Origin of the sequence: Novosphingobium sp. G106, from assembly GCF_019075875.1 — a bacterium.
Classification (GTDB): domain Bacteria; phylum Pseudomonadota; class Alphaproteobacteria; order Sphingomonadales; family Sphingomonadaceae; genus Novosphingobium.
Map to the genome: position 1 here is coordinate 348,996 of NZ_JAHOOZ010000002.1, position 22,665 is coordinate 371,660.

18 protein-coding genes and 1 pseudogene are annotated in these 22,665 nt (G+C 60.3%); 12 read left to right on the top strand and 7 right to left on the bottom strand.

The window, feature by feature from the left end; genetic code table 11:
* Nucleotides 1-875 precede the first annotated feature (875 nt).
* The 5 genes from KRR38_RS31820 (at nucleotide 876) to istB (ending at nucleotide 6,068) form a co-directional block, all read left to right on the top strand.
* Nucleotides 876-1,433, top strand: coding sequence for a hypothetical protein (locus KRR38_RS31820; RefSeq protein WP_217407818.1), 558 nt, complete (start codon nucleotides 876-878; stop codon nucleotides 1,431-1,433).
* Nucleotides 1,434-2,829: 1,396 nt separating this feature from the next.
* Complete coding sequence (locus KRR38_RS31825) at nucleotides 2,830-3,183, top strand: hypothetical protein (protein WP_217407819.1); 354 nt, start codon at nucleotides 2,830-2,832, stop codon at nucleotides 3,181-3,183.
* Entirely contained in the window at nucleotides 3,164-3,829 is a 666-nt protein-coding gene (locus tag KRR38_RS31830; protein WP_217407820.1) for a uroporphyrinogen-III synthase, read from the top strand. The genes KRR38_RS31825 and KRR38_RS31830 overlap by 20 nt, the downstream gene beginning before the upstream one ends.
* A 128-nt stretch (nucleotides 3,830-3,957) precedes the next feature.
* Nucleotides 3,958-5,214: an IS21 family transposase gene (istA, locus tag KRR38_RS31835; RefSeq protein WP_217402005.1), complete on the top strand. Its 1,257-nt coding sequence runs from the start codon at nucleotides 3,958-3,960 to the stop codon at nucleotides 5,212-5,214.
* Nucleotides 5,211-6,068 carry an IS21-like element helper ATPase IstB gene (gene istB, locus KRR38_RS31840; protein WP_217402002.1) on the top strand — a complete coding sequence of 286 codons (858 nt, stop codon included), beginning with the start codon at nucleotides 5,211-5,213 and terminating at the stop codon, nucleotides 6,066-6,068. Before istA ends, istB begins: the two co-directional genes overlap by 4 nt.
* A 187-nt stretch (nucleotides 6,069-6,255) precedes the next feature.
* Here the strand turns inward: istB and KRR38_RS31845 are convergent, their stop codons facing one another.
* Both KRR38_RS31845 and KRR38_RS31850 read right to left on the bottom strand, forming a co-directional pair.
* Nucleotides 6,256-6,627, bottom strand: coding sequence for a transaldolase family protein (locus tag KRR38_RS31845; RefSeq protein ID WP_217407544.1), 372 nt, complete (start codon nucleotides 6,625-6,627; stop codon nucleotides 6,256-6,258).
* A gap of 2 nt (nucleotides 6,628-6,629) precedes the next feature.
* A pseudogene (locus KRR38_RS31850) lies at nucleotides 6,630-7,082 on the bottom strand (IS110 family transposase); the annotation flags it as partial.
* 322 nt (nucleotides 7,083-7,404) lie between these two features.
* Here KRR38_RS31850 and KRR38_RS31855 point away from each other — a divergent pair.
* Together KRR38_RS31855 and KRR38_RS31860 are read left to right on the top strand one after the other, a co-directional pair.
* Complete coding sequence (locus KRR38_RS31855; RefSeq protein ID WP_217407821.1) at nucleotides 7,405-7,644, top strand: hypothetical protein; 240 nt, start codon at nucleotides 7,405-7,407, stop codon at nucleotides 7,642-7,644.
* A gap of 599 nt (nucleotides 7,645-8,243) precedes the next feature.
* The gene (locus KRR38_RS31860) at nucleotides 8,244-8,417 is read left to right on the top strand and encodes a DUF465 domain-containing protein (protein ID WP_217407546.1); all 174 of its coding nucleotides are present in this window, start codon (nucleotides 8,244-8,246) and stop codon (nucleotides 8,415-8,417) included.
* A gap of 503 nt (nucleotides 8,418-8,920) precedes the next feature.
* Here the strand turns inward: KRR38_RS31860 and KRR38_RS31865 are convergent.
* The 3 genes from KRR38_RS31865 to KRR38_RS31875 form a co-directional block, all read right to left on the bottom strand.
* Nucleotides 8,921-9,235 carry a hypothetical protein gene (locus KRR38_RS31865; protein WP_217407547.1) on the bottom strand — a complete coding sequence of 105 codons (315 nt, stop codon included), beginning with the start codon at nucleotides 9,233-9,235 and terminating at the stop codon, nucleotides 8,921-8,923.
* An 82-nt stretch (nucleotides 9,236-9,317) separates the two neighbouring features.
* The gene (locus KRR38_RS31870; protein ID WP_217407548.1) at nucleotides 9,318-9,665 is read right to left on the bottom strand and encodes a hypothetical protein; all 348 of its coding nucleotides are present in this window, start codon (nucleotides 9,663-9,665) and stop codon (nucleotides 9,318-9,320) included.
* 519 nt (nucleotides 9,666-10,184) lie between these two features.
* Nucleotides 10,185-11,090 carry a LysR family transcriptional regulator gene (locus KRR38_RS31875; protein ID WP_217407822.1) on the bottom strand — a complete coding sequence of 302 codons (906 nt, stop codon included), beginning with the start codon at nucleotides 11,088-11,090 and terminating at the stop codon, nucleotides 10,185-10,187.
* Nucleotides 11,091-11,205: 115 nt separating this feature from the next.
* Here KRR38_RS31875 and KRR38_RS31880 point away from each other — a divergent pair, with 115 nt between their 5' ends.
* The 4 genes from KRR38_RS31880 to KRR38_RS31895 all read left to right on the top strand — a co-directional run bounded on the left by KRR38_RS31880 (nucleotide 11,206) and on the right by KRR38_RS31895 (nucleotide 16,602).
* On the top strand, nucleotides 11,206-13,542 hold the full coding sequence (locus KRR38_RS31880) for an arylsulfatase (RefSeq protein WP_217407823.1): 2,337 nt from the start codon (nucleotides 11,206-11,208) through the stop codon (nucleotides 13,540-13,542).
* A gap of 40 nt (nucleotides 13,543-13,582) precedes the next feature.
* Nucleotides 13,583-14,143, top strand: a complete 561-nt coding sequence (locus KRR38_RS31885; RefSeq protein WP_217407551.1) for a TonB-dependent receptor plug domain-containing protein — start codon at nucleotides 13,583-13,585, stop codon at nucleotides 14,141-14,143.
* Nucleotides 14,077-16,104, top strand: a complete 2,028-nt coding sequence (locus tag KRR38_RS31890; protein ID WP_217407824.1) for a TonB-dependent receptor domain-containing protein — start codon at nucleotides 14,077-14,079, stop codon at nucleotides 16,102-16,104. The genes KRR38_RS31885 and KRR38_RS31890 overlap by 67 nt, the downstream gene beginning before the upstream one ends.
* Nucleotides 16,105-16,242: 138 nt before the next feature.
* Nucleotides 16,243-16,602 carry a TetR/AcrR family transcriptional regulator gene (locus KRR38_RS31895; RefSeq protein WP_217407553.1) on the top strand — a complete coding sequence of 120 codons (360 nt, stop codon included), beginning with the start codon at nucleotides 16,243-16,245 and terminating at the stop codon, nucleotides 16,600-16,602.
* 277 nt (nucleotides 16,603-16,879) lie between these two features.
* On the opposite strand, the gene KRR38_RS31900 is transcribed toward KRR38_RS31895, so the two are convergent.
* Entirely contained in the window at nucleotides 16,880-18,163 is a 1,284-nt protein-coding gene (locus KRR38_RS31900) for a tyrosine-type recombinase/integrase (RefSeq protein WP_217407825.1), read from the bottom strand.
* A 163-nt stretch (nucleotides 18,164-18,326) separates the two neighbouring features.
* Here KRR38_RS31900 and KRR38_RS31905 point away from each other — a divergent pair, with 163 nt between their 5' ends.
* A complete protein-coding gene (locus KRR38_RS31905) occupies nucleotides 18,327-19,490 on the top strand; it encodes a hypothetical protein (RefSeq protein WP_217407555.1) in 1,164 nt (387 codons plus the stop codon).
* A 2,021-nt stretch (nucleotides 19,491-21,511) separates the two neighbouring features.
* On the opposite strand, the gene KRR38_RS31910 is transcribed toward KRR38_RS31905, so the two are convergent.
* Nucleotides 21,512-22,630, bottom strand: a complete 1,119-nt coding sequence (locus tag KRR38_RS31910) for a replication initiator protein A (protein WP_217407826.1) — start codon at nucleotides 22,628-22,630, stop codon at nucleotides 21,512-21,514.
* Nucleotides 22,631-22,665: the final 35 nt, after the last annotated feature.

The window sequence follows — 22,665 nt, forward strand, 5'->3', positions numbered from 1 at the left end:
TAGGGCCCTTAATCGATCGAATAGCGGCCTTCGCGCTCAAGCTCGCGCGCCCAATGCATCCCGTGCTTCAGGTCTGAAAATCTGAATGACATGAGTGCCAATGGGATCCTCCGAGTTCACAAGCCTGTGCACTGGGAGCGCCGAGTATGCGAGGCCTGCCCCACGATTGATCAGCGAACAGAGCATCGCCTGCGATGGTACTTCTATCGAAGCCGAAGGAAACCTGAGGCAGAGTTCACACGCAATCCTCGTTTAGATTGCGCTGTGAAACCTCACAGGACAATTGGCTCGTCCGCGCTCCAACCGCTTATTCCCGAGGATTTTGAAATGCACAGCCATAGATTGTTGTCCAAGAGTAGAACTCAACAAACAATTCGACTCTCATATAATTCGCCCGATCGCCCGAATGCCTTTCACGATAATATGGCCAGTAATGCCCTCTTCGACACGCAGGCAGGCCATATCGAGTATGCCTTAGCTTTTGGGGATGCAAAAACTCGCAAACAATTTCACCGCTTCGTAAACAACGAATTCCACGGAGGCGAAATCCGCAGAGTTATGCTAGCGTCGGCCCTGGGAACTATTTCTATAGTAATTATATCAGTTTTCGCAGCGCTGCTATAACATAGACGACGCGCCTAACCTTATGATATATTGGTTATTCATTTAAAGAATAAGCGGTATGAACATAATCTTCGTTATGATATTATCATCTATATATTGCGCTGCCTTTGTGGTCACCCGCCGTCCGCGGATATATTGGGCCGTTACCTCCCTCGCGTTTCTATTAGCCGCGACATCACTGATGATGTTCACCGAAATTCTTTCATAATAATATCGACGCCAGACAGCAAGGATCATTAAAGGATCATATAATGAATCTCATTGCGCAATCACGCCTAATGAAAACCCTCCTAAATGTTGCCGGCAACCAGGCCGATAGCATTCTTAGCGATGGAGAAATAAGCGCTATTTCATTGGAGCGTAGAATCTCTGATTTAGAAATATCCCCTCTTCTTGACAAGCAGTTACTGGCCACCGCACTTCGAGTCGCCGGCGACCTAGGTCTCTCGAGCGGTGTCCGGAATAGTTTATTCAATCGGTTCCAAAATCCCGCCCCAACCGTAGCGATCGATGCGCAGCGACGAGCAATCATCAGCGAGGTGAAGGCGAAGGGGCTGCCTATGGAACTGGCGATGGATTATGCAAATACCCTAGAACGCCGACTCACCGTCTCCCCCGAGGATTTGGGGGATACGCTCTGGGCCTATGCTTCGGTTTACGAGGAGATTTGGAGCGATCCGAGGATAGGTGCGCGCGCTCCGACGAGGAGAATCATGTTAGCTATGGCGACGGTTCTTCGCGCCCGCAGCGCGCAGCTCGCGATGAATGCCTCACTGACTACAGCGACTGCATTCCGGGTCAGCAGCTAAGCAGTAATGTGTCTCGAGGCAGCGCGAGTGGTGATGGGAAAAGGGAAAAGGCCAAAATTTTGACGAACCGCTGCCGAAGTACATGGCCGCATCGATTGTCTTCAGCAAGCGATGTCGGCGAGGTCGTCGTTTGCCTCTGATTATAAGAGCGCCGTGGGAAATGTGGCCCTAACGTTCGATCAACAGTCTATCAAAAGGAGTATTACTTTGAATGATGATGCCCCTTTCCCTGCGAGAGCGAGGGAGATGATCGATCACCCCGGTTCTGCGACGGGAAAAGTTATTCCGTTCGCAACGCCGACAGGGCGCCCGCTTTCGAAGGGCGGTTCAGCGTGGAGGCCAAGACCGACGGAGCCCCCAAGTGCGGCTTGACAGAAATCTATAAGTTAAGGAGCTCGAAATGAATAGGCGTCAGTCCAGGCGGCCTGATCTATTAGATGATTTGATGCAGACTGCAGCTGCCCGCGCCAAAGAGATATCTTCCGCCCCGGGGGCTGCTGCAAGGCTACGTCAGGTCGGATCGGACGATCTCAGTGAGATTGGACGGCTGGAGACTTCTCCCTTTGCCGAGGACCAACTGGTAGCTGTGGCGCTGCGGCTAGCGGGGTCGAGATCAATGCGAGGTGACCTCGAAGAAAGTCTCAGGAGATATATGGAGACCCCGGCCTCTTCGCTCGAGACGGAAGCCCAGCGGCAGACTATTTGGAGGACAAACCGGCAAACTCCGCTACCGATTGCTCAGGCCGAGGCTGCCGCCGGCACCATAGAACGGGACATAGTTAGCGGTGGCAGAGATGCATCGCAGGAGCTTGCCCGATGGGCCGCTTTCTATGCGGACTTCTGGTGCGATCCACGCATAGGTGCCAGCGCTCACGCCCGACGGGTGATGTTGTTCATGGTGACATTTCTCCACGATCGGGCCAATCCGTTTGATGAACCTGCCCCCCCTGCTCAATGGAGCAAGCTTGTGACGGGAGGATCGTCCAACGACGCCCCGCCGTATCAATTTGGCTGCCTGGGGCAAGGCATATTCGTTGTCCTGCTAGTGACATTCTTTCTGCTGATTACGCCTTGAGCCACCGCCGTCGACCATGCGAACGTCTCCAAAGATTTTGGTCGTTCAGCAGTTCAGGGGGCCGTCCAATCGGTGGCGTATCCGGTCGTGCGTTCCCTTCCCATTGTATTGATGATAGGCTCACTGCCATGATGCGGCATTCATCTTTTGTTCGGCTTCAAGCTTACGGGGGTAGCCTTATGATCCGGCTCCTCCCCCTCGGTGCGTAGCAGCCGCTAAGAGGTAGCGGTCGCATCGCGTCCGAGGGCGCTCAGTTCGCTCTCCGCTCCCACACTCTCAGTGTATCCCTTCTTTCGGCCCGCGAAGCGCCTGGAGATTGATATGAAGACCGATGATATTCAGATTCTTCCCGAAGTATTACTAATCGAACGACGTGCGGAATTCGAGGAGGCTATGGCACAGAATTTTGCCGGATCTCCAGAAGCCGTTCCATCAGTTCAGGATCGTCAAGCAGTTCGCGACATATACGAGTTGTTGATCGCTGTACTGAATGGCAAGGATGGCATATCAGCCGTAGAATCCCCGGATGCATTCTCAGCAACTTACTACAGCCGATTTGGCGATGCACTTTCTCCGATTCTCAGAGACGTTCTAGGGGATTCCGCCTCGCAATCTTTCGTGGCCAAAGCCGTCGATTGTTTCTGGGGAGCAGTTCGTGCTGTTCGCTCCCGATAATCAAATTTGGGTGACAAGGACCGCTCCATTCAATCAGTTAACGGCGCGACATCTCAAGAACGCAGGCCTCAATCCATTGCTGGCGCCCGCGCTTCAGGTAGTTCCGCTTCGAGCGAACGGACCAATGATTGTCCCCGATGCCCTGGTATTCACAAGCCTGCAGGGCGTTCGGCATCACCCCTTCCTCCCTTCACTCGCTCATCTACCGGTGTTCGCGGTGGGCGGCCATACCGCCCGGATGGCGCGCCTTCGCGGATATAAAAAAGTCACTTCCGCTTGGGGTGATGTGCATGACCTTCGGAAACTCATATGCGCTGAGATGCCCTTCGGCGCGACGATAATGCATCTAAGTGCTGCTCAGCCCGCTGGAGATCTTGTTGGCATGCTCAGCGACGACGGTTACCAAGCCAGGCGCCGCAGTGTTTATAAGACGATGGAGACGAATTTTTCCGATCTCGAGGGGGTGGCGGCGAATCTCTCTTTGATCGGGACGATCCTTATTCATTCGCCCCGCGCAGGATGGCATGTCGCCCAATGGCTTGAAGAGCGACGAATGAATTGGTCGGGTATCATTTATTGCATTTCGCCAGCAGCCTCCGAACCGTTTAAAAATAAAGGCATAGCACGGGTGTCAGTGGGCGTGTAATTCTCCGCAAAAGTGGGCTTTGAAAATTCCCTGATTGTTGGACCTGGTTGCCCAATGAGCCGGGGTTAACCCCGGCTCATTGGGCAACGCCAAAATCGGCGCGATGACCTCCTGCGGGAGGCCCGCCGATGATCCGACTTGGAGAAGCCATGATGATACTGGAGCTGCACCGGCAGGGGCTGTCGGTGACCGCCATCGCCCGTCGGACGGGCCGCGATCCCAAGACCATTCGCAAATACATCGAGCGCGGCGTCGAGGTGCCGGCGTACGGCCCGCGCCAGTTGGGGCGTCCGTGCAAGATCGCGCCGTACATGGAGTTCCTGCGCGAGCGGGTCACCGCGTTTCCCGAACTCACGGCCTCGCGGCTGACCCGCGAGATCCGGGAGATGGGCTACGCCGGCGCCTATACCGCCGTGAAGCGATACCTCGCCGCGATCCGGCCCGAGCACGATCCCAAGCCCTACGAGGTCCGCTTCGAGACCAAGGCCGGTGTGCAGGGCCAGGTCGACTTCGCCCGCTTCGTCGTCGAGTTCACCGACGAGCCGGGGGTGGTGCGCATCGTCTGGTTGTTCAGCCTGGTGCTGGGCTACTCGCGGTTCCTGTTTGCCCGCTATGTGCTGCACCAGGACCTGCAGACGCTGCTGCGCTGTCACATGCAGGCCTTCGAGGCGCTGGGCGGCGTGCCGATCGAGATCCTCTACGACCGCATGAAGACGGCGGTGACCGGCGAGGATGATCAGGGCCACATTGTCTACAACACCTCGCTGCTGGCGCTGGCGAAGCATTACCGCTTCCAGCCCAGGGCCTGCCGTCCCTATCGCGCAAAAACGAAGGGCAAGGTTGAGCGGCCCTTCCGCTATATCCGCGAGGACTTCTTCCTGGGGCGATCCTTCCGCAACATGGAGGACCTCAATGTCCAGCTCATCGACTGGCTCGATACGGTCGCCAATGCACGCGTGCACGGGACGACCCAACGCGTGGTGGCCGAGGCCCTAGCCGAGGAACAGGGGGAACTTCAGCGGCTCCCCGACCATCGCTTCAACGCCGTCCTGAAGCTCGAGCGGCGGGTTACCCATGATGGCTTCGTCGCGGTTGGCGGCAACTTCTACAGCGTGCCCGACCGGACCCGCCGGCTCGTCGAGATCGAGCAGCTGCCGGATCTGGTGCGCATCATCGACCGCGGCATCGTCGTCGCCGAGCATCCCGTGCTCGAAGGGCGCCGGCAATATCGTATCGACCGGCGCCATCGCACCGGACGGCCGCAGCCGCGAACGCCGGAGAGGCCCATGACAATGATCGGCCGGATCGGCGACCATGTGCCACTGCGTTCGCTGGCGGTCTATGAGGCGATCGGCGCGAGCCTGGCGATGGAGGGGCGGCCATGAACGGTGCGGCACCATCCTCGCGCGTCGACTCCATCCGCCGCAGCCTCGTCATGCTCAAGATGCCGCGCGCACTCGAGATCCTCGATGCCACCCTGCGGCGCATCGAGCAGGGTCAGATCGATGGCATCGAAGCGCTTGATGAGCTGCTGGGCGAAGAGCTCTCGCTGCGCGAGAACCGCCGGATCAAGGCTGCCCTGCGCATGGCGCGGCTCCCTGTGGTCAAGACCCTGGCCGGCTACGACTTCTCCTTCCAGCCATCGCTCGATAAGAACCGCATCCTGGCGCTCGCCGGCCTCGACTTTATCGAACGAGCCGAGGTCGTCCATCTGCTCGGCCCTCCCGGCACCGGCAAAAGCCACATCGCTACAGCACTTGCCGTCGAGGCCGTCCGCGCCGGCAAAGCAGTCTACTTCATCCCGCTCGCCGATCTGATCGCGCAGCTTGCCAAAGCCGAGCGTGAAGGCACACTGAGGGAGAAGATCCGCTTCCTCACCAGGGCATCGCTGCTGGTCGTCGACGAGATCGGTTACCTGCCGGTCACGCCCGGCGGCGCCAACCTGTTCTTCCAGCTCGTCAACGCCCGCTACGAAAAGGGCGCCATGATCCTCACTTCCAATCGCGGCTTCGCCGAATGGGGAGAGGTCTTCGGCGATCCTGTCGTCGCCACCGCGCTGCTCGACAGGCTGCTGCACCACGCCGTCGTCATCCAGATCGAAGGCTCCAGCTACCGCATGCGTGAGCACGCGGCGCTCGTGCCCGAAAACGTCCGCAACGGCGCCCCGTTCAATCCGCACCCGCCAAAGCGCCGCGGGCGACCACCGATGAAAGGAAAGCCCGATCACGAATACGGCTGATCACCGCTCCGTCCAAAACCGCCAACGTAGGGAATTTTGGGCGCCCACATCTGGGGAAAGTTCGGTGCCCGTTGACACACGGGTAGCAATTGCTACGCGACCAACCGAACGCTCCCTGTTAGATCTCATCCGGCACATGGGTACTTCAGATATCGACCACCTCCGCAGCGATTCTCGCGGGAAAAGGCTACCGAACGGCTGCACGTGACCAGACTAGTTCGATGAACTGCGCTCGCTGGTGACCTGCCCCACATAACAAGGGCTTAGCTTCGTCAGCGCGCTCCGTTCGACCATGAATTTCGCGGCATGTCCTTGCGATAGCATCAAAAAGCGTGCCGGCGGCGCCACAAAATTTCTCGATGCCCTCGACGACCAGAGCAGCTGCCACACTTGCAAGATCGATGCCGAGATCCTTGGGCGTCGAGAGGATCTGACCCGCGCCCTCGACGTCCGCAGCCAGAGACTGGCTCGTCACGCCATGATCAAGAAAGCCCTCCATAGTCTTGAGCGGCATAGTGCTGATCGTGTCGCGTCCGATCAGCGTCTCTGCGTAGAGCACGTCACGATCCCGTACTCAGCCAAGTGACCCCGAAGCGCGTTGATCAGCATGGTGCGCTGCCGAACCATGAGATCGCGGCTATTATGAAGCATCAGCACCGCCTGCTGCTCGACCGACTTCACAGCGACGAAGCGCATCGTCGGGCGCGTTACTGCTTCGCAGATCGCTTCGGCATCCGCCGCATCGGTCTTCCCGCGCTTCACATAAGGCTTAACACAAGCCGGCGACATCAGGCGCACCTCACGCCCGATCGCCATCGACTCGCGCGCCCAGTGATGCGCCGAAGCGCAGGCTTCCATGCCGACCAGGCAAGGGGATAGCTCCGCGAAGAACCCAATGACCTCGGACCGACGCAGCTTGCGCCGGATCAGCACTACGCCATCGGCTGCGATAGCGTGCACCTGAAACACATTCTTCGCCAGATCCAATCCGACGGTGACAACCTCCTGCTCCATGGAACGACTCCTAGAAGTGGACCTACAACGACCACATCATTGCACAGCTACGCTGGTGCGGAGGTCGTCCACGACATCACGTCAGTGGATCTCTGAGTTTGCATTTATATTTAGAAGCCCCATATTAGATACATTATGATGTGCATAAGACGAAATTCCGAAATCCATCCCGGCAGCAGTACCGCACGACTGCATGCCCTAGGCGCTTAGTGCCTCAAGCCTTCGCCTAGGGCTCCTCTCAACAAGCCAAGTGGCGCCAGTTGGCGCGGTAGATCTTGCTGTGTGCGTTAAACCGGCGGTCGAATGATCTCCGGGAGTTCGCATGCAAGGAGGTATTGTGTTAAATCAATTCGTTGTGGAGGCGAACAAGGAGACCGTCGGGGTCGCAGTGCGCGTGCCCGGAGGTTTCCGCTTCTTCTATTCTGACCCACGCTTTAGTGGTCTGGACGGTCAAATTTTCCGCCGGGGCAAGCAACTGGCGCGGACCGTGGGCAAGCTTGCGCAGAAGAAGGGTGTCGGGCGCCTTGACGAGGCATTTTGCGAGAAGCTGGCGTTTCACTGAGACCAGCCCCCTCGCCCCGGTACGCAACGCATCATTCGAAGGCAGCACCTTCATCAAGGGCGCCCCGCTCAAAATGGCAAGGAGGGGGTTAGGGGGTTCCAACCACGCCGTTGCACGGTTCAAATTTGCCTATGGCCCGCTGCTTCAATCAAACAAAGAAAAGGTGCTTGAGTGCCTAACATGACGCAATTGTGGGATACGCGAGGACCGTTCGCGGCACTCATTATCCTATTTGGCCTTGTCACCAGCGCAGCCCCTGCGACGGGTGCGCCGCAGGCGGTACGCGATGCAATTACTAGGCTCGGCTCTGTTCGAGCAATTGGCGCGACATCTAAAATCCGATCTGTCGGAAAGTCACATTCTGGCGAGACGCTCGCAGAGATCTCAGCGGGATTGTGCTCGCATCCCTCTCTTGAGATAGTTTTTGAGGCCGGCTCCACGAGGCCGTTTCCACCCGTTACCAAGTCAAGCTCGACCGAGATGCGAATATCTCGCCTTCCCGATTATCGTGCGCGAGCCCCACCGTCAGTCTGACGTCGCGATGCGGCTCAGTCACATTCTGCTTCCGCTTATTGCGGGCCAACTTGCTGGAGATAACTATGTCATCCGCAGCCTTCCGGCTTACTGAAATCCACCGTCGCCTGGACGAGGAGATCACGAGAGAAACGCGAGCCAGGCTCCCCGATAGCCTGAAGCTCCTTCGCCTCAAGAAGCTTCGCCTCGCTGTTAAAGACCGCCTGTTCGCAATGATGCGAAAAAAGTCTCGGAGGTAACCAAATGGCCGGCGTTCCCATGCGGGGACCCCGGCCTACCAACCCCGCCCAGCCCCGAAGACTCTGAACATTAAATTTAATTATGAATCATTTACTTAGACGATTCCGCCGTTCAAGGCGCTAGAACCTCCAGATCAATTTGACCGCATATAGCCTCTACTCCACGGCTGTTTGGAGTGAGTTCAGCGAAGCGTGGGCGGTAGCTTACCAAGCCGGTTTTCGCTTACCCGAGCAAAGTAAATGCTTCGCCGATGGTCACCTTACCCCAGGTATGTGCATGCGTTAGTCAAAACGCCATCGCCTCGATGCTTCAGTCAAGAAGCAGGTTACACCGGGGCTTGCTTAGGCGGCAGGACGGCCGCCTGAAATCGTTCGACGAAAGAAAGGACGACCCATTGCTAGGTCGCCCCTGAGTAAAAACCCTGAGAGTGCAGAGTCTTTGGGTCACTATGTATTATTAACTCAAGTATCATCGCCTGAATAGTAGAAACGCGACAAGCATCTCAACGAAACTCGCGCTGCCTTAAACCTGCCTCCTCACCCTCGATCCGGGTATCGAGAACAAGCGCGAGTGTATCCCCTTGATTTGCATAGGGAACGGCCTTAGACGCCGCCCGCAATGCAAGCTCGATATCGCGGCAATTTTCAAGAGCGACTGCGAGGGTCGTCTCCGCGGCCTCATCCCTGGGGCGGTTGCCAAAGGTATCGGCGATGCAATCACGGTAGGCAGATTTAGCTTCAATAACTTGATCAGAAAAGAACGATGGAGCAACCTCAAGCGCAGTAAAAACCGAGGCTAGAAGCAAGACGGTGAGCACCAGTCAATTCCCTTCTCATTTTTAGCTACGTGAAAAGCTAGTGCTGGAGGCAACGGCCGAAGGTTTCTAAAAGTTCCGACCTTCAGGCTATCTGATGACACCGAACTGCGCGCCAATAGCTGTCGATAGATTTCGAGATAATCGTCGGAGACGCCACATTTCCTATGACGTCTTTTAAGACTGGGATCAGAGCGTCGCCGAACATTGTATAGTACGCCGGCGGAATTGCACTCGCGACGGCGTTTGCACCGCCATCCGTTCTGGGGCCCAGCGATCCTATGAGAATGTCGACCAGCCGCCCTGCTGCGTAAGCATGCGAGGCTGGATTCGAGCCAATTTCCTTCGCGAAATATCGCTTCATCGCGCCCTCGATCTCTTTGCGGCTGGAAATAACAGCCGTCGCGAGATCGCTTTCCTGCGGTTCATTCATACGATTTCTCCGTGGACACAACTGCTCCGTTCGCAGGCATCCGTCGATGGTGGTGAATGATCTGCGGCCCAACCGGGGGGCCGGCTTTCCGCCTCGGAGACGCGCCGCTCTAGCGGCTTTCACGTCCCGAGGCGGTCAGGCGCGTCATGAGACTACCACCGTGCGCTTGGAGACGAAGGAAGATTGGGATATCGCCCATCCCACTCATATAGCGTTAGGACATGACAAATGTAATGGTCGTGCCGTAAATTAACGGGCGTTGCACCGCCGATCGGAATGGCGTGGACCATATCTCACGCGTCCCCCCTGTGCGTGAATGCACGGCTCCCAACAGGAGCACTTCAGCGTAGACGTTCCCCATTATTCCTACGCGACCGGAGCGATCGAAAGTGACGTCCCGCATGTCGGGATGGATCTAGAGTGAGCCCCCTGCCGATATGAAGTAACGCGAAAGTCGACCGAGACGTTTTGGACCGGTCCTCCGCGCCGAGCGCGACCTGGAAGGAGCAGCGACGCCGATCAACCGGCAGCATGGTCCCTGACCAAGCTGTTAAATCTATGGCGAAGCGACTGCTTCATGAGCTTGGCGAGCGGAGACGGCGAACTCCGATCGAGGGAAAAGATGGCGGCGGTGAAATGGCCCTCATACACGGCAGCTGGTTTCGAGAGCTTCGCGAGTGTGCCCTGGGCGATCTCGTCGGCCACGGCATAGGTCGACGTGAGCCAGACGGCATCGGAATTGCGCGTCACGTGGATCAATGTGTCGAAATCCTCGATGAGGTTGATGACGCCGCCGCTCTCATCGAGCAGCTCGGCGGGCGCGCTATGCGGCATGACGCTCTGGCCCGAAAGCAGGAACGGAAAATGGTTGTCCAAGCTCGCACCGCTGAGCAGCGGATGGCCAGGCCGCACGATTAGGTTGACCGGAAAATCCCCCAGCTTCTCGCAACGCAGAGGAGGGAAGTCCGGCACCAGGACAATCGGAGAGACGATGAACTCAATCTCCCCGGCGAGCAGCATCGGCAGCAGAGCATCGAAGCTTCTGATGAACACGTTGTTCCGGATCTTCGGCGCTTGACGAAGTCTTTCCTGCAGGCTTCTGGCCAGCAGCGCCCGAGCCGGCACTGGCGCGATGCCGAAGCTCAGCTCGCCGACATCGCCTTGCGCGGTATTGCGAAGGTGACTCTCGAGATCGTCCGCATTTGCCAAGAGCCCCAGAGCGCGGTCGATGATCTGGCGGCCCGCCAGGGTTGCGGAGACACCGCCCCGGCCCCGCTCGAAGAGGCGGATGCCGTAGTCCTGCTCCAGCGACTGGACCGAGCGGCTCAGGGCGGACTGAGTAATGCCCAGCTCGTCGGCGGCGCGTGCGTAGTTCAGGCGCTTTGCCAGCACGGTGAGATATCGCAGATGACGTAGGTCGAACATGATGAATCCAATTCATCAAATTTGTAGTCTGATGAATTGGACGTACTCCCGGCCTTTTGCAATCCTTTCCTGACAGGGTCGGCAAACCGCCGAGCGGATCCAGAGGATGGTTGATATGCGCAAATGGGCGGGTGCCTGCCTAACAGTGCTGGCCTGGGCAAGCAGCATCGAGGTTCACGCTCAGAGCGAGCGGAGTGTCCTGCCCGTCCCACCCTCGCCCTTCAGCGGCGTTATCGCCGACAACATCCTCGATTCCACACCGTCGCCGCAGGTCCCGGTCCGTGCGCCCCATGGGGCACCGAACGTGCTCCTTTTCATGAGCGACGATGTCGGCTTCGCCATGTCGAGCGCATTTGGCGGACCGGTGCCCACGCCCAATTTCGAGCGGCTGGCCGCGCAGGGACAACGCTACAACCGCTTCCATACGACCGGCGTCTGCTCGCCCTCGCGCGCAGCGCTGTTGACTGGGCGCAACCATCACAACGTCGGCATGGGACACGTCAGCGACCTGGCTTCGGGCTATCCTGGCTATACGGGCCGCATCACCCCGGAGGCCGCGACCATCGCGCAGGTATTGAAGTTGAATGGCTACAGCACAGCCATGTTCGGCAAGCATCACAACGTGCCGCCGGGCGAGGATTCCGGAGCCGGGCCCTTCGACAACTGGCCGACAGGCCTCGGCTTCGAATACTTCTACGGCTTCATCACGGCCGACAGTGACCAGTACGATCCGCATCTCTATCGCGGGACGAATCGGGTCGATCCCGACGAAGGCAAAGGCGCGCTGCTCGATAAGCGGCTAGCGACGGACGCGCTCAGCTGGCTCCACAACCACGAGGCAGTTGCGTCCGACAAGCCGTTCTTCATCTATTACGCGCCGGGATCGACTCACGTACCACACCAGGCTCCGCCGGAGTATATCGCCCGCTTCAAGGGAAAGTTCGATCAGGGCTGGGATCGGATGCGCGAGGAAACCTGGCGCCGGCAACTCGTCGCCGGCCTTATCCCCAAAGGCACGAAGCTCACGCCGCGTCCCGATCCCATCCCAGCATGGGACAGCCTGTCGGCCGGCGAAAAGGCCTTCGCCGCGCGGTCGATGGAGGTCGCGGCCGCCCAACTGGTCTATCAGGACGAGCAGTTCGGTCGGGTGCTCAACGAACTCCAGCGGATGGGCAAGCTCGATAATACGCTCGTCACGCTGATCATCGGCGACAACGGCGCCAGCATGGAGGCCGGCCCCAAGGGCACCGTCAACGAGACCTACTCGATGACCGGCGGCGTCGAGTCCACAGAATGGCTCGTCTCCAACACCGACAAGCTCGGCGGACCGATGGTCTATGGCAACTATCCCGTCGGCTGGGCCTGGGCGATGGACACGCCGCTGCGCTGGGGCAAGATGTATACCTCCGTGCTCGGCGCAGTGCGTAACGGCATGGTGATGTCGTGGAAGGGGCATGTCTCCCGTCCCGGCGCCATATGCGGCCAGTTCGGCCATTTGATTGACATCGCGCCGACCATCCTGGAAGCCGCGCACCTGCCGGCGCCGCGCAGTGTCTACGGCGTGGCGCAGAAACCGATGGACGGGCAGAGCCTGCTGCCGAGCCTCGCCACTTGCGATGTGGCGCACCCCCGCACGCAATATTTCGAAGTCGGCGGCAAGATCGGCCTGTATCACGACGGCTGGTTCCTCTCCGGGGACGATGGCCGCCTGACTTGGGAGAACCTGCCCCCGGCGGGGCCTCGTCCGGAAACCCGCTGGTCACTCTACGATCTCACCAAGGACTTCTCCCAGGGCGAGGACATTTCACAACGCAATCCCGGCCGCCTTCGCGACATGATCGCGCTTTGGCGCCAGGAAGCCGAGAAGAACCACGTGTTCCCGCTTGACCACAGGTTCGGCATCGCACGCTTCGACAAGAACGAGCGCCCGGTGGGCCGCGACCGCTACGACTACTGGGGCAAGGACGTCAGCGCGCCCGCAGGCGGCAATCCTGCCTGGACCGGCCGCAGCTTCACGCTCGATGCCGACGTGGCGACCGCCAAGCCCGACGCATCCGGCGTGGTGATCGCCGTGGGCAGCCATTTCGGCGGTTGGAGCCTGTTCCTCGAAAAAGGAAGGCCGACCTTCGTCTATGCCGCCACGACCGATCCGGCGCAGACCACCCGCATCGCTGCCACCGATCCGCTGCCTCAGGGCGCCGGTACTCTACGCATGCGGTTCGATTTCCGGGGCTTCGCGAAGGGCGCCGATGTCACCCTTCTCGCCAACGGCAAGAGCATCGCGGCCGGGCATGTCGGAAGCCTCTTCCTAAGCCCATCGGGTCTCGGCGAAACGGTCGATATCGGGCGGGACACCGGTGTGCCGGTCACGGACTACACTACGCCGCGCGGCGCGATCGAAGGCGACGTGACGCACGTTTCCGTGAACTTCGACAAACCCGCCGGGCCCTGACGCCACGCCGGGAACACCATCGACAAGGGGGAGGATCACTATGCGTATCAACCGTACCAAGGCGAGCCTTGCAGGCGCTGCGTCCGCCATCGTCATCGCCGCGAGCGCGCCAGCGGCGGCCCAGGATGAGTCGGCGGGCAATCTCGGTGACATCGTCGTCACTGCCCGGCGCTCGGAGGAACGCCTACAGGACGTGCCCATCTCGATCACGGTCTTCAACCAGCAGCAGATTTCCAATCGCAACGTCGTGACCGCGACCGACCTTGCCATCTATACCCCGTCGCTATCGGTCAATCAGCGGTTCGGCCCTGAGAAGGCCGCATTCTCGATCCGCGGTTTCGTCCAGGACAGCGGCACCGCGCCATCGGTCGGCGTCTATTTCGCCGACGTGGTGTCCACCCGCGTCCAGGGCGGCACGACCTCCGGCGCGACCGCTCCCGTGGGCTCTTTCATGGACCTGCAGAACGTCCAGGTGCTCAAGGGACCTCAGGGCACCCTGTTCGCCGCAATACCACGGGCGGTGCGGTGCTCCTGGTGCCGCAGAAGCCCACCGACAGGTTGGAGGGCTGGGTCGAGGGTTCGGCCGGCGGATACAATCTGATGCGCGGGCAGATGGTGCTCAACGTGCCTCTCGCCGATACATTCAAGGTCCGCGTCACGGTAGACCGAAACAAGCGTGACGGCTACGTCAAGAACCACTCGGGAACGGGTGCGGACGACTTCGCCAACGTCAACTATTTCGCCGCGCGCCTCAGCATCGTCGCCGATCTAACCCCGGACCTCGAGAACTATACGGTCGCGACCTACAGCCATTCCTTCGGCCGCGGATATGGCAGCCGCCTGATCGCCTGCGACCAGCGGCAGACCACCGGCATCCTGGGCATCAACGCCCAGGCGGCCTGCGCTCAGATCGCCCGGCAAAACGCGAGGGGCGACGGCCCATTGGATTCCGACATTTCCAATCCGAACCCCTTCGTCAACCAGCGCACCTGGCAGGTGATCAACACCACGACGTGGCAAGCCAGCGACGATCTGACGGTCAAGAACATCGCCAGCTATTCAGAGTTCCGGGAAAGGCTGAGCAACAATCTCAACGGCGACAATTTCTTCCTTGGAACGACGCCATTCCAGGTCACGTTCCAGGATGTTTTTGATACGACCTCCAACCAGGCGGCCGAATCCGGCTTCACCGAGGAGCTCCAGCTCCACGGCAAGACGGGAGACGGTCGGTTCGACTGGCAGCTCGGCGCCTACGTCGAGCTCAGCCGGCCGCTGGGCTGGAACCAGGGTCGGACGGGGGCATACGTCAACTGCACCTCGATTCGCGATATCGCCTGCACCAACCCGCTGGGCTTCGGCTCGATCACCCAGGCGTCCCAGAAGGCATCGTTCGACAGCAAGGGGCTCTATGCTCAGGGTACCTACAAGCTCACCGATCAATTGAGCATGACCGCAGGCCTGCGCTACACGTGGGACACTACCAAGGTGAGCGCGCGCAGTTCCCGCCTCAATCTAGCCGTTCCGGCGGCGGGCGTCCCGCAGATCCTGCGCTGCTCGGATCCGCTGAACAACCCGGGCGCCACGCCGGGCACGGGCAAGGTGGTGACGGATATCAACCAGTGCCTGTACACCTATCCGCTGAACAAGTCGCATGCGCCGACCTGGATGGTCGACCTTGAATACAAGCCCGCTTCGGACCTGCTGTTCTACGCGAAGTACGCACGCGGCTACCGCACCGGCGGCATCAACCCGAACAACTTCGGGTTCGAAGCCTGGGATCCCGAGAAGGTCGACACGTACGAACTGGGCGCTAAAGCCAGCTTCCATGGCGCTGTCAGCGGCTACTTCAATATCACCGGCTTCTACAACGATTTCAGCAATCAGCAACTCTCGGTCGGGGTGAGCCCGGTGCTGGGGAGCGGCTTCGCGGGCTCGACCGCGGTGGTCAATGCCGGCAAGTCGCGGCTGAGCGGCATCGAGGTGGATTCGTCCGCAACCTTCTTCGACAGCCTGCGCTTCGATCTCGGCTACGCCTATCTCGACACCGAACTCAAGTCTTTCGTCCCACCCACGATCCCGCCGGCGCTCTCATCCGTCTTCGCAGGTTTCACGCAGAACCAGATCGTCGGCGGACCTCTATCGCTCTCGCCAAAGCACCGCGTGACCCTGACGGGAACCTATACGCTGCCGGTCAGCGAACACCTGGGCAGGATTTCCCTGAGCGCGACCTACGTCTACACCAGCGCCCAGTACTTCAGCCGCGCCGACGATGCGTTCGTTCCATTTCTGGATGGCACCAACTCGGTTCAGCTTCGTACCGCGAACATCCCGCTGTGGGACGCCAACCTCGGCCGCCTGCCGGCGACCAACCTCGTCAACCTCAACCTGAACTGGAACGAGTTCCTGGGCCAGCCGATCGACCTGTCGGCGTTCGTAACCAACGTGACCAACCAGATCTACCCGGTCGCTACCGGCAGCACTCTCTCACAAGGTTACGAAACGGCGATATTCGGCGCGCCCAGGATGTGGGGTATCCGGATCAAGTATCGCTTCGGGAGCTGACCGGCGACAGAGGCCAGGTCCCTGATCGTTAGCGCTTCCAGCTATGATCGGGGATCGGAAGCCCGAGGAACAGATGCGTTCCCCCACGGAGTCGCTTGAACCGGTGAAGCGGCTCGTAAGCGGAATGCTACGGCGAGGATGGACAAATCGGAGATCGCATTGCCCACCAGCAGGCAATTGAGCGCCGAGCATCTGATGGTCGACGGAGGATATGCGTCGGTCAGCACCCGTCGCGTGACGTCGCAGGCTTCGATCAAGCCGGCGTTGGTCCACTACTACTTCAAAACGACGGACAATCTGTTCCTGGGCGTATTCGATCGCGCTGCAATGAAGCGTCGGGTCCGGATCGGCAAGGAGCTCGCATCCGATGCGCCGCTCCACGCCCTCTGGAAGCTTGCGTCCGATTTGCGGCTTTCAGCGCTTATGGCCGAGTTCAATGCTGCGGCCAATCACCGCAAAGTGAACCGCGCCGGGTTTGCCGGAGGCATTGGGTTGTGAGGCACGCTGTCATATCGATGTTGTCCGCGGCAGCATAATATTGTTCTTCGGCCTCGGCAGGCGGGATGTTGCCGATGCGTTCGGGAAGTGGCAAAGTGTAGGTGGCACTTAACGCTGACGCGGTACTTCGGGGCTATCCACTTGTGGGACTCACACTTGTCTTCCCTCACACCCTCCGAGAGGTCTGGAGTCTGGAGGGCGCTCCCCTGCCCTCGTCAGTCGAGGAAGATGACCGTGAGTGCCTTCCTAGGGCAAGTCCCGGCCGGAATGGTGGCCGTCATCCCCTAACCTCGCGCAGCATCCGCGCGGTCGCATTGGAAGCCGGTGCAAGCTTTCGGCCGTATCGCAGTGCGGTGGACGTCGATGTCCACCGCAGTGCCTGGGCGATAGGGCCAGCATCCTCGCCGCTGGCGAAGAGATCTTGCGTGAGGCCGACCCTGAGCGAATGCGTACTCAGCGCCTCAATCGCCGCGACGAGTTCCTTGCCGACGAGATTGACCAGATGCTCGTCGGCGGCGCGCATGGCGGTGCGCTTGATGATCAGTCGCACCGCCGCCGGCGTCAACGCTTCCTCGCCGATGATATAGGTTGTCGACGCCAGCACGGATTTCGCTTCAGCGCCCACTCGCGCGCCGACAGACAGCCGCCACTGAAAGCCTGGCGGCGCCGGTAACGACCGGGGTGGCTCGGCTTCGCGCGCTTTCGTCCGTACCACGCCGATGCGACGGAACAGCGGCCCTTCACGAATCGCGCTGGCATTGCACCATGCTGCAACGCGCCGCATCGTGTCGGGCGACAGCCAAGCGTAGGCCCCCTGCCCTTCCTGGTCGGTCTTTGAGCGCGGCACGGTGAGTACCGCGGAGCCATCGCTCTGGGTGGCGAGATGGTCGCACGTCACCCGCACCAGTTCCGAGACGCGCAGCCCGGTGTCGTAGGCAAGCGAGAGCAGCGCCGCATCGCGCAACCCGGGTAGCGTTCCCGGGCAGGCCTGCAGCAATGCGCTCAAGGTGAACCCCTTGGCGGGCTCGGCGCCGATACCCTCACCAAATCGCAATGGCCCCGCCTGCCGCTGAGCCACCCCCACCCGGCGCCGAAACCCGCGCAGCGCATCGCGCACGATGCTCCCGCGCGTCGGGCTCGTCACGCCGAGCAGCCCGTGGATGACCGCCAAGCTGGCGAGCCTGCGGCCAACCGTCGCCGGCTTAAGCTTCCGGCTTTCGCAATCTTCGAGGTAAGCGACGATTCGCGCCTCGTTCGCGGGCAGGCCGATCCCCCGCGCGCGCGTACAAAACGCCGCATAGCAGGCAAGATCGTTGGCGAGCGCCTTGACGCTCGCCGGTGCGCGCGCCTCGAGGCTCTTGCGGAAGGCGAGGCGGTCGATTGCTCCGCCCTGGCCGATGAGGCCAACAAGCAGCGCGGTCAGTTGCGCGACGCGGTTCGCAGCCCGATCCCCATGCCGGCGCGGCAGCGGCGCTTCAGCGGCGGTACGGACCATCACCAGCTCGCCAGCGATTCCCGGCATGGTGGTGACGGATCGAGAAGAGGGAGAATTCACGGGCATGGACGTCTGATACGCAATTGCTGTGGCGACGTCACTATCGATAATATCCCATTAGCGATAGTGCATGAATTCCGTAGTTCCTGTTGTTGTATAGCTTTCTGATGTTCGCTATACATCCGTAGCGATGCATTGATTTTCCAGCGTTTTATCGGACAGGACAGCCATGGCCTACCCCGGCGATGTTCCCACGCTCGAGACGGAGGCACTGCTCGCGCTCGGCCGCCTCGATGGCGCGCTCGGCGCGGCGCGGCCGCGGACGCTGCGCCTGCTCGCCGGCCAGCAGTTGCGGACCCTGCTCATCACCGCGCTGCGCCAGGAGGGGCATAGCTTCACCGATCAGCGCTTCCACGCCTGGTGCGCCGGCCTCGCGACGCTGTCCGATGCCCCGCCGCGCCACCTCCGCGCGCCCCGGGCGGTGTGCGAGGCGATCCTCACCGAGCTCGCGCACAGCAGCTGGGAGCCCCTCGCCGCGCTCGCCGCCAAGTTCTCCGCGGCGCTGCTGGCGCCCCAGGATCATGAGGACAGCGTGCCAGACGCAGAGACCGGGCACGCCGCCGCTCACAGCCTGGTCACCGGGGCACGCAACCTGATCGAAGCGCTTGAACCCTCGCCGCTACCACTGCCCGCGCTGGCGCAGCTTCACCGCGCGGTCGCTGCGCATATCCGCTTCGCGCCGCCCGAACGCGCCCTCGTGCCGATCAGCCTCGGCGCAATGCGGCTGACCGTCGAGCGCGCAGCGCTGCCCTCCCCGCGCTGGGCTCTCGAAATGCTCTGGGGCGAACACTGGCGCGCCGCTGGGCTCCTCGCCCACGCCCTCCCCTTCCCCGGCCTCATCCGCCTTGATGCTTCGCCAGATGCGGCCGGGCCGGGCGAAGCGCGCATCATCGTGGCGGGCGCACTGCGCGAGGTCGCGCAAAGCCTGGGCGGTAGCCTGGTCAAAGCGGGCCAGCTTAGTCGGCGCATCGATGACCTCCAACCTGGTCGCCGGCGCACCTCGCGCGCACCGGCGCTGCTTGAACTGCTGGCAGGCTTTGGGCCGCTGCGCTCGGCGCAGATCGAAACGTTGCTGGGCGCCACCCGACTTGGCGTCCGCACGATGCTCGCCGCGCTGGGTGACATCGGTGTACTCGAGCGCACCACCCTCGCGGGCGTGTGCCTCTATTCAGTCAACCTCAGTGCTCACCCGGCACCCGATGTCAGCGAGCCAGCAGCTGGCTTTGCTTTCTCGTCCGCGGCATTGGGTGAGTACGATGCCGCGATGGCGGGCATCGAGGCGCTGCTGAATCGCAGCGGCGTGCCCCTGGCTGATGCCGAGGAAGACGACTAACCTTGCGGCCTGCCGACGCCGCTAGGAGCAGCAATTCGCGTCCAAACAGCGGAACAGCCCGAAAATCACCCTAACAATTTGATTTATAAATCTATTTTAGACGTTCCCGGAAAGGCCCCTTACAGCGCGAAAACGCAGCCTCAGATGGGCAAGGGTGCGGCGACCTCGCCAACGCGCTCTACGGGATTCTGAGGGCAAAATTCGGCAAAAACGTCCTTTTGTGGTTCCGAGCGCGGCCTCTCAACGAGCGACCCGTCGCATGACCAGGCCCACGGGTACAGACTATGGTACGGTTGCCTCGGGGCAACGAGCCTTCGCCTTCAGCACATTCGGGCTCGACCCGAGCAAAGCTAACGCCGGCAAGGCAACAAGACGCTCGAAGCGATCCGAGGTGCTCTGTCGCTCGCTGTGTGCCAACACCAGCAGCGCACGGTGCCAGACGGAACGGGTTGGCGACAAACCGGGCGCGGTAGGCCGTTTGGCTTCCCCGCAGACCTCTATTCTTCGCGCCCGTGAGCTGGCCCAGAAAGTAGTGATCGAATGCGTCCGTCGCCGCGGTCGGTGGCAAGCGGCGATGCTGGGCTTGAGCGCGATGACCCGATCTTTGGGCGATGTGGTTTGCGTTCGATCAACCGCTCTGTGCTGACAGAGTCTTTTCATGACTTCGGGATTGGCGGCACTCCGGAAGGTGCTACGTCGCTTCGCGACACTTAGGGCAGGCGTGGCGGTAGGGGCGTCCTCGATCGCCTGAGCAAGCCGTAGAGCCGTTTCTGTGGCATACATCAGCCCTCTGACCTTAGCTGTGGTTCACTGGCTTTGGGGAAGGATCGAAAGATGGGATCCAACTTCCCCGGTCAAGCGCCCTTCTCCCTATCCCAATATCTTCAATAGAGAGGATTCGCCGTAGGCGCCGTTAATTCCTTTAGAAGATAGGATACAAGGTTAAGCTGTGGACGCAGCTAGAGCGACTCACGGGATCATCGCGAGTCGAGGCAACATGGCTGTTCCTGAAATACCGTCTTAGCGTTCCTGAAATACCCAATGTAGCGTTCCTGTTGGACCGTGATTCGGTTCCTGAAGTACCGTGATCCGTTCCTGAAATACCGTGCCGCTTTGCGCTCATCAGACGGGGTACGAGCCGCGGTAAAACGCGTTTTACTCTGCTAGAAGTCGCGGAATTGCGGGGGTTTTGGGTATTTTCAGCGCTCCATCTCATCCGGGCAGCAGGCGTCCTGTCAGGCCGCGGATATGGCGGCATTGATAGTCGTAAATGGGCAATTAGGGCATTACGACGATTCCCTCACGGTACTTTGGGAACGGGTCGTCTGTATGGATAGGAGGTATCCATAACATCGGTACCGCCGGCACGGCCTTCCGGCCGGTCTGACATAGTCCGAGCTCGCAATTTCTATGGCTATTACGCCGTTTCGCTGCCCAACGATGGAGGGTCGGGCGACATGCTGCTTTCGATCGAGTGGGGAGATCTTGCGGCATCGAGCCGCGACCCAGCTTTGTTGATCGGGTGAGGTCTGGCTTTGTCTCGGTACTTCAGGAACGCCGCTGCTTGGATGAGGCGATTCGGATGGGCCTGGCAATAGCGCAACCGCCCTCCCCTGCCCGACCAGCGGCGATGCCGACATCGGTGGTCCATTTGGGACGCTTCAATTCATGTCTGGAATTGTCGGCGCGCGCTCTGCTCGGATGCCCGTTCCTAATGTACCCGGTTATTGACATGTGGCCGATTTGGAAGCTTTTTCGATGATACCGCATCCTGCGCGTCGGCCGCGTGCTTACGGCGGCGATCAAGACCAACATGACTATGTGAGAATCCCCGGCGGAGGCATCTCCAGGATAAGTGCGGCGCTGACTAGCTGGATTTGAGAGTGCCGAGCCTCGGCCACTGTGGCATTCGTAGGTTCGGCGCGTACAACGTCGGACTCATCGAAAGACGGTACTTCAGGAACGTGATCCTGAACCTGGTTTGGACGCGGTTCGTACGTTCCCGAAGTACTGAGCCTCTGTCAGGTCGCGGCGCGTTGTTTTGAGCAGAACGTCGCGAAGATTTGGGTGATGTTCTTCGTGTCGTATGCAATCCCGCGTTGCCTCAGGAACGAACGAAAGTCGTCGGCTACGAGCCCGTGATCACGCTGTGGCTCGGGTAGGTTTGCCCGCGCGATCGCGCTAAAGGCGCTGTGCGCTATATGACCATATTCCGGAAACCCAACCACGGGCGAGGCGTCCATCTTGCTCTGCGCGGAGGCGATGGGCTTTTCGCGTAAAGCGGAGGGCGGGGCAGGGGAGGGGGCTCCTGCCGGGATGTCGCGCCTGATCATGCGCAACAAGGGCTCGGCCTCGCCGCGCAGTTCAATCTCCAAGGCGTAGCCAGGGAGCGCATTCTCCTTTGCGATCTTCGTCATCTCGAACTTGAAGCGGCGGTAATCGCCCTCCGCGCCCGATTTCTCGAATAGTGTGGGCATGGAGATCGCGAAACCATCCGTACCGGCACCGCCGGCGTGCTTGCGCGCGACGCGGTACAGCCAGCGCTCTCTTCCTCCTGTCAACGAGAAGTAGGCAGGGTCGATGGCAAGCACGCCGCCTTCCATGAGGACGCCGTCGTAAAACCATTTTGCGAGGGTGATGCGCATGCCGCGTACGTTGCCGGCGCGATCCTTGAGCTGGCTGTAGCTGTCAATCCAGGAGAACGTGGTCTCCACGGCGTCACCAGAACGAATATTGGTCTTCACTGTGGTCGACTGAAGCCGATCGAGGGCATTGCCCAGCAAGTCATAGGCTCTACCGCCAACCTCGCGCTTCAGTGTTTTGAGCATGTCGTAAGGTACGACGTTTAAGGTTTGCGGAATGTCGTTGGTACCACGACGTTTGTGCTCGATGAGGACCGACGCGCAGTAGATGAGGATGTCGAGGTCATAGATCGTTGCAAGGCCATATTCGGAGTTGGCCGAGACGTGGACCGTAATCTTTCGATCGGGACTGATATAGTCGATCGGCTTCAGGCGCTTGCGTTTCGACAGAGAGAAGAATGGCCGCTCCATCGTCTCACGCTGGTCGCGAAGGGGCAGTGCCGTGAGCTGCGGCAGAAAGAGATCGACTTGACCATCTTCACGGAATTCCTGTGACATCTCACGTCCTGCAACGCGGGTAAAACGCGTTTTAC